Genomic DNA, 8,280 nt, shown 5'->3' on the forward strand with positions numbered 1-8,280 from the left:
GAAGGCAGCGTAGACCATCGCCTTGTCAGCTCTCGGTCGTTGCCTTTTCCACTGTCGGCTCCGGGGCGGCGGGCTTCTCATCAGCTCGTACCTCGGCCACCTGCGTTTCCGTTGGCTTGCGCCAGTTGCGGATGAAGGCGGAGACGCGGTCGCCGATCTCGCCGGCGCTGAGGAACACCGGCACCCGCGCCACCGGCGCGGTCGGCTCGAAGGACAGTCCGAGGCCTGTGATCTTACCCTTGTCGTCGACGTCGCGGACGATCAGCTCGATCGGCCCGATCAGCACCCGGTCGGCATATTCGGCGTGGCCGCCGAGCCTTGCCGTCACCAGCGCGCCGACGGTGAGCTTCTGCTCGGCTTCGGTCAGGCCCGGCGTGTAGGCTGCTTCCAACTCGGCGGCGGAGCGCGCCGGATCGACGGCGAAGGCGCCGAAGAAATCGGCATCCTCGGGGTCGACCACGGCGCGGCTGGCGAACAGCTTGTCGAGCAGGCGCGGATAGCGGTCAGGCACGAAGATATAGACCTGGTCGCCGGCAGCGAGCCGGCCCATGTCCTGGAAGCGCATCGAGCGGCCGTCGCGCAGCACCAGCGAGGGCCTGGCCCAGCGCGGGATGCGCTCGCCGCGCGCCACCGGGCTGCCGGGCGCGACGCGATAGGCGAGAAGCTCGTGATGGGCCGAGCCCGGCAGTTCGAGCTCGACCTTGTCCAGCGGACCGAGCCTCGCCGGCACGATCAGGCCGAGCCGGCGCGCCAGTGGCCCGACCGTCCAGCCCTGCACCACCAGCGAGACCAGCACGATGATGAAGGCGGTGTTGAAGATGACGCGGCCGTTCTCGAGCCCGCCGAGCAGCGGGGTGATGGCGAGCAGGATGGAGACTGCGCCGCGCAGGCCGACCCAGGATACGAAGGCGACCTCGGGACGCGGCAGGCGGAACGGGATCAGGCAGAGCCAGACGGCGATCGGGCGCGCGACAAACATCAGGAACAGGCCAAGCAGCACCGCAGGCACCAGGATCGCCGGAAATTGCGACGGCGTCGCGAACAGGCCGAGGATCAGGAACATGATGATCTGCGCCAGCCACGACATGCCGTCCTGGAAGCGCTTCAGGATGGTGACGGCGCGGATGTCGGAATTGCCGGCAATCAGCCCGGCGAGATAGACCGCGAGAAAACCCGACCCGCCGATGGCGCCGGCGGCGGCGAATACCATCAGCGACAAGGTCAGCACGAAGATCGGCAGCAAGCCGTGGTCGAGATTGAGTCGGTCGACGAGGCGTACGATGGCAAGGCCGCCAAGCACGCCGACAATGGCGCCGAGGCCCATATTGAGCACGAAGCCAAGGACCAGATTGGTGACCAGCACATGGGTCTCGGGATTGGCGTGGGCGGCGATGATCTCGACCAGCGTGATGGTCAGGAAGATGGCGATCGGGTCGTTCGTGCCGGATTCAACTTCCAGCGTGGCGCGCACGCGCTCGCGCAGATTGATCTCGCCGGCACGCAGCAGGAAGAACACCGCAGCCGCGTCGGTCGAGGCGACGGCGGCCCCGAGCAGGAAGGATTCCAGCCAGCTGAGGTCGAGCAGGTAATAGGCGGCGGCGCCGAACAGGCCGGTGGTCAAAAGCACGCCGAAGGTCGCCAGCGACAGCGCCGGCCCGGCCGCCTGGCGCAGCGCATTGAGCGGCGTGCCGAAACCGGAATCGAACAGGATGACGGCCAGCGCCAGTGAGCCGGCAAAATAAGCCACACGCGCATTGTCGAATTCGATGCCAAGACCGTCGGTGCCGGTGGCGAGACCGATGCAGAGGAACAAGAGCAGCAGCGGAGCGCCGAAGCGGAAGGCGATCAGGCTCGAAAACGCGGCGGCGACGACGAGCGCTGTGCCGACCAGCGTGACGAGATAGATCGCATGCTCCATCCGTGACTTGCCCCTCGAATTCCTCTTTCTCCCGATTTACGGGAGAGTGGGGCGAAGGCATGGCCAGTGCAAGGCGGGAGGGCGGTTTTTTGCCCTATGCCGCTGATTTTCGTGCATTTTGGCCGGTCGGGCCGACTAGGCACGCGCTCCGACGAAAAACGCCCGGACAAAGCCGGGCGTTTCAAAGCTGTGAGACGATGTTTGTGTTCAGGCGATGGTCTTGCCGAAGGCGACAGAGGTGTCGGCCATGCGGTTGGAGAAGCCCCACTCATTGTCGTACCAGGACAGCACCGAAACGAAGTTGCCGTCCATGACCTTGGTCTGGTCGAGCGCCATGATCGAGGAGCGCGGATCGTGGTTGAAGTCGATCGACACATTCGGGTGATGGGTGACGCCCAAAATGCCCTTGAGCTTGCCGTTGGAAGCAGCGATCACCGCTTCGTTGATTTCCTGCACGGTGGTGGCGCGCTTGGCAATGAACTTGAAGTCGACGACCGAGACGTTGGGCGTCGGCACGCGGATCGAGATGCCGTCGAGCTTGCCCTTGAGGTCGGGCAGCACCAGACCGATCGCCTTGGCCGCACCGGTCGAGGTCGGGATCTGCGACAGTGCTGCGGCGCGGGCGCGGTAAAGGTCCTTGTGCATGGTGTCCAGCGTCGGCTGGTCGCCGGTGTAGGAGTGGATCGTCGTCATCATGCCCTTTTCGATGCCGACGGCCTCGTGCAGCACGGCGGCCAGCGGCGCCAGGCAATTGGTGGTGCAGGACGCGTTCGAGATGACGATATGGTCCTTGGTCAGCTTGTCGTGATTGATGCCGTAGACCACGGTGAGGTCAGCACCTTCGGCCGGCGCCGAGACGACGACGCGCTTGGCGCCGGCGGTCAAATGCGCGGCGGCTTTGTCGCGGGCGGTGAAGATGCCGGTGCATTCGAGCGCGATGTCGACGCCGAGATCCTTCCACGGCAACTGCGCCGGGTCCTTGATTGCGGTGACCTTGAATTTTTCCTTGCCGACGGTGATCTGGTCGCCATCGACGCTCACTTCGTGCGGGAAGCGACCATGGACGCTGTCATAGCGCAGCAGATGGGCGTTGGTCTCGACCGGGCCGAGATCGTTGACGGCGACGACGTCGATATCCTTGCGGCCGGATTCATGGATAGCGCGCAGGATGTTGCGGCCGATGCGGCCAAATCCGTTGATGGCAACTCTGACGGTCATTTTACTCTCCCTGGAGCTCGAAAGGCGGCAGATGGGTCCGCAGCTTCATAGCTGCGGATGGGACAAGAATCCAGCCGCAGAAGGCCGAATTTAAATCGATTAGGTTGGTCCAGTCCCGCGAAACCGCCTTTGCGGTTCGCGGGACTGACCGGGATCACTTGCTGTGCAAGTGACCCTGGATATCACTTGTTGTGCAGGCGGGCTTCCGCTGCCTTGGCTGCCGCTTCGGCGGTGATGCCGAAATGCGGGTAGAGCTGCTCGATGGTGCCGGAGGCGCCGAAGCCGTGCATGCCGACGAAGATGCCGTCGGACCCGATCAGGTGATCCCAGCCCTGGCGGATGCCGGCCTCGATCGCCATCTTGATCGGCGCGTCGCCGATGGTCTTCTTGCGGTAGGCGTCGCTCTGCTGGTCGAACAGTTCGAAGCAAGGCACCGAGACGACACGGGTCGGATGGCCGTGCTTTTCAAGCAGGTCGCGGGCGCCGAGAGCGACCTCGACCTCGGAGCCGGTGGCGAAGATCGTCACCGCGGCGTCACCACTGGCCGCGGCCAGTTCATAAGCGCCCTGGCGGCTCAGGTTCTTGGCCGAGTATTCGGTGCGCACCGTCGGCAGGTTCTGGCGGGTCAGCGCCAGGGTCGACGGCGTCTTTTCCGTCTCAATGGCGATCTGCCAGCATTCGGCGGTTTCCACCGCGTCGGCCGGACGGAAGACATTGTGGTTGGGGATTGCACGCAGGGCCGCCAGATGCTCGACCGGCTGGTGGGTCGGGCCGTCTTCGCCCAGACCAATGGAATCATGGGTCATGACGAAGATCGAGCGGATGCCCATCAGCGACGCCAGCCGCATCGACGGGCGGGCATAGTCGGAGAAGCACATGAAGGTGCCGCCATAGGCGATGAGGCCGCCATGCAGCGTCAGGCCGTTTAGCGCGGCGGCCATGCCATGTTCGCGGATGCCATAGTGGACATAACGCTGGCCGTAATCGTCCGGCGTGATGTTCTTGGTCTGGCTGGTCTTGGTGTTGTTGGAGCCGGTGAGGTCGGCCGAGCCGCCGATGGTTTCGGGCACGGCGCCGTTGATGACTTCCAGCGCCATCTCGGACGATTTGCGGGTGGCGACCTTCGGCTTGTCGACCGACAGCTTCTTCTTGTAGTCGGCGATGACGGCGTCGAAGTTCGACGGCAGCATGCCGGCGAGGCGGCGCTCGAACTCGGCTTTCAGCTCGGGCTTGGCCTTGGCAAGGCGGCCTTCCCAGTCGGTGCGCGGCTTGGCGCCGGCTTTGCCTGCGGTGCGCCAGGCGTCGAGGATGTCGGCCGGAATCTCGAAGGGCGGCGAGTCCCAGTTGAAGAATTTGCGCGCACCGGCGATTTCGTCGGCGCCGAGCGGCGAGCCGTGCGCCTTGTTGGTGCCGGCCTTGGTCGGGGCGCCGAAGCCGATGGTCGTCTTGCAGGCGATCATTGTCGGCTTGTCGGAATGGCGGGCGGCTTCGATGGCATAGGCGATCGCTTCCGGGTCGGTGCCGTCAATGTGGCTGGCGTTCCAGCCGCTGGCCTGGAAGCGGGCAACCTGGTCGGTGTTGTCGGCGAGCGAGACCGGACCGTCGATCGAGATGTTGTTGTTGTCCCAGAAGACGATCAGCTTGTTGAGCTTGAGGTGGCCGGCAAGCGCGATGGCTTCCTGGGAGACGCCTTCCATCAGGCAGCCGTCACCAGCCAGAACGTAGGTGTAGTGGTCGACGAGGTCGTTGCCGAAAGCGGCGTTCATGATGCGCTCACCGAGTGCGAAGCCGACCGAATTGGCAAGACCCTGGCCGAGCGGGCCGGTCGTCGTCTCGATGCCGGTGGCGTGGCCGTATTCGGGATGGCCGGCGGTCTTCGAGCCGAGCTGGCGGAAATGCTTGATCTGGTCGATCGTCATGTCCTCGTAGCCCGTCAGGTGCAGCAGCGAATAGAGCAGCATCGAACCGTGGCCGGCCGACAGGATGAAGCGGTCGCGGTCGGGCCAATGGGGGTTCTTCGGATCGTATTTCAGGAACTTCGTGAACAGCACGGTGGCGATGTCGGCGCAGCCCATGGGCAAGCCTGGATGGCCGGACTGGGCCTTTTCGACAGCGTCCATGGCGAGAAAACGGATCGCATTGGCCATCCGGTCATGTTGTTCACGCGACGTCATGGTACCTCCGGGGTGGGGATTTGTGGGCTTGGCAGAGCCCTGGAAAGGGTGCGCGACACATAGCAGGCGCGGGCTTTTAGTCAACAAATCGGCTGCACATTTGCCGGTCTTGTGATGCCGGTGGCAGGCCCACATTAGCGTTAGCAGGGGACAGTCGCGAGAGCTTTGTTGACGTTGCCTTCACCCGGTGCCTAATGTTTCCGGGATAACGCGTTCTGAACGCGAGCGATTCGGTGATGGGCAGGGCACAGGACGAAGGCCATGACCGGGGAAACCACACTCAAGGAAGTCATCCACAGGCTGGGCAAGGCCATCGAGGGGCTGGAAAACGCCGTCGCGGCCAAGCTTGAGCACGAGCGCGACTATTCCGAAGCCGAGGCTGAAGTGCAGCGCATGAACGCCGACCGTTCCCGGCTGGCGCAGGAACTGGACAATTCCGAAGCCCGCGCCGAAAGGCTGGAAGATGCCAACAAGGAAGTGTCGCGCCGCCTGGTGACCGCCATGGAAACCATCCGCGCGGTGCTGGACAGGTAGGAGCTGCAGGCCATGGCACAGGTCACGGTTTCCATCGACGGCAAGCAATACCGCATGGCTTGCGACGAGGGCCAGGAAGAGCATCTGATCGACCTGGCCGAACGCTTCGACCGTTATGTCTCGCATCTCAAGGATTCGTTCGGCGAAATCGGCGACCAGCGGCTAACGGTGATGGCCGGCATCATGGTGATGGACGAGCTGTCGGAGCTGCAGAAGCGTGTCAAGGGCATGGAGACCGAGGTGCAGACGCTGCGCAAGACGCGCGACGAGGCGCTGACCAAGGCCGACAAGAACGACGCCGTGCTGACCAGCGCGCTTGGCGCGCTCGCCCAGCGCATGGAAGACCTGGCCACGTCGCTGGCGGTCAACAAGGCCTGAGCGCACCCTTTTCTCGCAGAAACGAAAGATTGTCGGGCCCCAACGTTGGGTCCGTAGCACGAAAGTGCTCATTCCGCCGCCGACAAGAGTTTCCTATTATCTCACAACCGCGATTTATGCGCTAAGATGCGGCAATGCCGGAGCGTGGACGCCGCCTTGGTGCCGCTCCTAACGAAATCTGTTGCAGGGGAAATGTGCCATGAGCCTTCGTATCAACGACATCGCGCCGGACTTCACCGCCGAAACCACACAAGGGACGATCAATTTCCATGAGTGGATCGGCGACGGCTGGGCGATCCTTTTCAGCCACCCGAAGAACTTCACCCCGGTGTGCACGACCGAGCTCGGCACGATGGCGGGTCTGGCGGGCGAATTCAAGAAGCGCAACGTCAAGGTCATCGGCATTTCCGTCGATCCTGTTGCGAGCCATGACAAGTGGCAGGCCGACATCAAGACGGCGACCGGCCAGACGGTGAACTACCCGCTGATCGGCGACAAGGACCTCAAGGTCGCCAAGCTCTACGAGATGCTTCCGGCGGGGGCCGGCGAGACGTCGGAAGGCCGCACGCCGGCCGACAACGCCACGGTGCGCTCGGTATACGTCATCGGGCCGGACAAGAAGATCAAGCTGGTGCTGACCTATCCGATGACCACCGGCCGCAACTTCGACGAGATCCTGCGCGCCGTCGATTCCATGCAACTGACCGCCAAGCACCAGGTGGCGACGCCAGCGAATTGGAAGCAGGGCGAGGACGTCATCATCACAGCTGCCGTCTCCAACGAGGATGCGATCAAGCGCTTCGGCGCTTTTGACACGGTCCTGCCCTATCTCAGGAAGACCAAGCAGCCATCCGCCTAGGTTTTTGACCCGGGTCGGTTTCGATTTTTGTCCTGTTTCTGGCAGGGTGTGCTTGACGGGTGCGCCTTGCTGGATGACCATGCTCCTGGTTCATTCCGGCAGAGAAAATCATTCCTGCCGGAGCGAGGGGCAGGGGGCCGGAAATGGACGCAGCTTTGGCCAAGCCGCTGGTCAGCGGCTTCTACGACAAGCCGACCGGAGCCATACAGTATATCGTCGCTGATCCGGCGACGAAGCGCTGCGCCATTATCGATCCGATCCTCGATTTCGACGAAAGGTCCGGCGCGACGGCGACGAAAAGCGCCGATGCCTTGCTGGATTTCATCCGGGCAAACGGACTGGAACTCGAATGGATCCTGGATACCCATCCGCATGCCGATCATTTCTCGGCGGCTCGTTATCTTCATGAGAAGACCGGAGCGCCGACGGCGATCGGCGACAGGATCGTCGAGGTCCAGAAGCTGTGGAAGGCGATCTACAACTGGCCCGATTTTCCCGCCGACGGGTCGCAGTGGGACCGGCTGTTTGGGGAAGGTGAAACGTTCCTGATCGGCAGCCTTCCGGTCAAGGTGCTGTTCTCGCCGGGGCATACGCTCGCCTCAATCACCTATGTCGTCGGCGATGCCGCCTTCATCCACGACACGCTGTTCATACCCGACAGCGGCACGGCGCGGGCCGATTTTCCCGGTGGCAGCGCGGCGCGGCTGTGGCGATCGATCCAGGATATCCTGGCGCTGCCGGACGACACGCGCGTGTTCGTTGGCCACGACTACCAGGAGGGTGGCCGTGAGGCGCGTTGGGAGAGCACCGTCGCTGAGCAAAGGGCGAAGAATATCCACCTCGTTGCCGCGCACACCGAGGCCGAATTCGTCGCCTTGCGTGAGGGACGCGACAAGACACTGCCGATGCCGCGGCTGATCCTGCATGCGCTGCAGGTCAACATGAATGGCGGACGGCTGCCGGAGCCGGAAGCCAATGGAAGGCGATATCTGAAGTTCCCGCTGGATGGGCTTTGATAGCACGGTTAGTCCCTTCTCCCCGTCACTATACGGGGAGAGCGACTATCTGGGGGGTCAAGTTGCATTTGCGAACTCACTTCTCGCGTCGCGTGCTTTTGCATTGAGGATGACGAGAAGTTTTCTGGCAAGCGCGATGCGGATGAGCATTTTGGGCTTTCCCGCCAGTTGCAACCTTTGAGC

The 8,280-nt window shown here is 63.3% G+C and carries 7 protein-coding genes and 1 pseudogene; 4 read left to right on the plus strand and 4 right to left on the minus strand.

Annotated features, from left to right (window positions below):
- Nucleotides 1–25: 25 nt before the first annotated feature.
- From AC04SG_RS30220 to tkt, 3 genes are all read right to left on the minus strand, one after another.
- Nucleotides 26–1,918 (minus strand): potassium/proton antiporter, encoded by a 1,893-nt coding sequence (locus tag AC04SG_RS30220; RefSeq protein WP_488554011.1) that lies wholly within the window; start codon nt 1,916–1,918, stop codon nt 26–28.
- Nucleotides 1,919–2,125: 207 nt separating this feature from the next.
- Nucleotides 2,126–3,136 (minus strand): type I glyceraldehyde-3-phosphate dehydrogenase, encoded by a 1,011-nt coding sequence (gene gap / locus AC04SG_RS30225; RefSeq protein ID WP_192259316.1) that lies wholly within the window; start codon nt 3,134–3,136, stop codon nt 2,126–2,128.
- 182 nt (nt 3,137–3,318) lie between these two features.
- The gene (gene tkt, locus AC04SG_RS30230; protein ID WP_488554012.1) at nt 3,319–5,310 is read right to left on the minus strand and encodes a transketolase; all 1,992 of its coding nucleotides are present in this window, start codon (nt 5,308–5,310) and stop codon (nt 3,319–3,321) included.
- A 261-nt stretch (nt 5,311–5,571) separates the two neighbouring features.
- On the opposite strand from tkt, the gene AC04SG_RS30235 reads away from it, so the two are divergent.
- From AC04SG_RS30235 to AC04SG_RS30250, 4 genes are all read left to right on the plus strand, one after another.
- Nucleotides 5,572–5,844 (plus strand): DUF4164 domain-containing protein, encoded by a 273-nt coding sequence (locus tag AC04SG_RS30235; protein ID WP_023670128.1) that lies wholly within the window; start codon nt 5,572–5,574, stop codon nt 5,842–5,844.
- A 12-nt stretch (nt 5,845–5,856) separates the two neighbouring features.
- Nucleotides 5,857–6,222 carry a cell division protein ZapA gene (locus AC04SG_RS30240; RefSeq protein ID WP_192259319.1) on the plus strand — a complete coding sequence of 122 codons (366 nt, stop codon included), beginning with the start codon at nt 5,857–5,859 and terminating at the stop codon, nt 6,220–6,222.
- A 199-nt stretch (nt 6,223–6,421) separates the two neighbouring features.
- Entirely contained in the window at nt 6,422–7,081 is a 660-nt protein-coding gene (locus tag AC04SG_RS30245) for a peroxiredoxin (protein ID WP_488554013.1), read from the plus strand.
- Nucleotides 7,082–7,224: 143 nt separating this feature from the next.
- Nucleotides 7,225–8,097: an MBL fold metallo-hydrolase gene (locus AC04SG_RS30250; protein ID WP_488554014.1), complete on the plus strand. Its 873-nt coding sequence runs from the start codon at nt 7,225–7,227 to the stop codon at nt 8,095–8,097.
- Between the two features lie 57 nt (nt 8,098–8,154).
- Here AC04SG_RS30250 and AC04SG_RS30255 read toward each other — a convergent pair.
- Nucleotides 8,155–8,280 (minus strand): annotated as a pseudogene (locus tag AC04SG_RS30255) (IS110 family transposase); the annotation flags it as partial.

It is taken from the genome of Mesorhizobium sp. CNPSo 4684 (assembly GCF_057784315.1).

Excerpts from the sequence above, each read along its gene's own strand:
- AC04SG_RS30220 (WP_488554011.1), bottom strand. The coding sequence starts at position 1,918 with ATGGAGCATGCGATCTATCTCGTCACGCTGGTCGGCACAGCGCTCGTC.
- gap (WP_192259316.1), bottom strand. The coding sequence starts at position 3,136 with ATGACCGTCAGAGTTGCCATCAACGGATTTGGCCGCATCGGCCGCAAC.
- tkt (WP_488554012.1), bottom strand. The coding sequence starts at position 5,310 with ATGACGTCGCGTGAACAACATGACCGGATGGCCAATGCGATCCGTTTT.
- AC04SG_RS30235 (WP_023670128.1), top strand. The coding sequence starts at position 5,572 with ATGACCGGGGAAACCACACTCAAGGAAGTCATCCACAGGCTGGGCAAG.
- AC04SG_RS30240 (WP_192259319.1), top strand. The coding sequence starts at position 5,857 with ATGGCACAGGTCACGGTTTCCATCGACGGCAAGCAATACCGCATGGCT.
- AC04SG_RS30245 (WP_488554013.1), top strand. The coding sequence starts at position 6,422 with ATGAGCCTTCGTATCAACGACATCGCGCCGGACTTCACCGCCGAAACC.
- AC04SG_RS30250 (WP_488554014.1), top strand. The coding sequence starts at position 7,225 with ATGGACGCAGCTTTGGCCAAGCCGCTGGTCAGCGGCTTCTACGACAAG.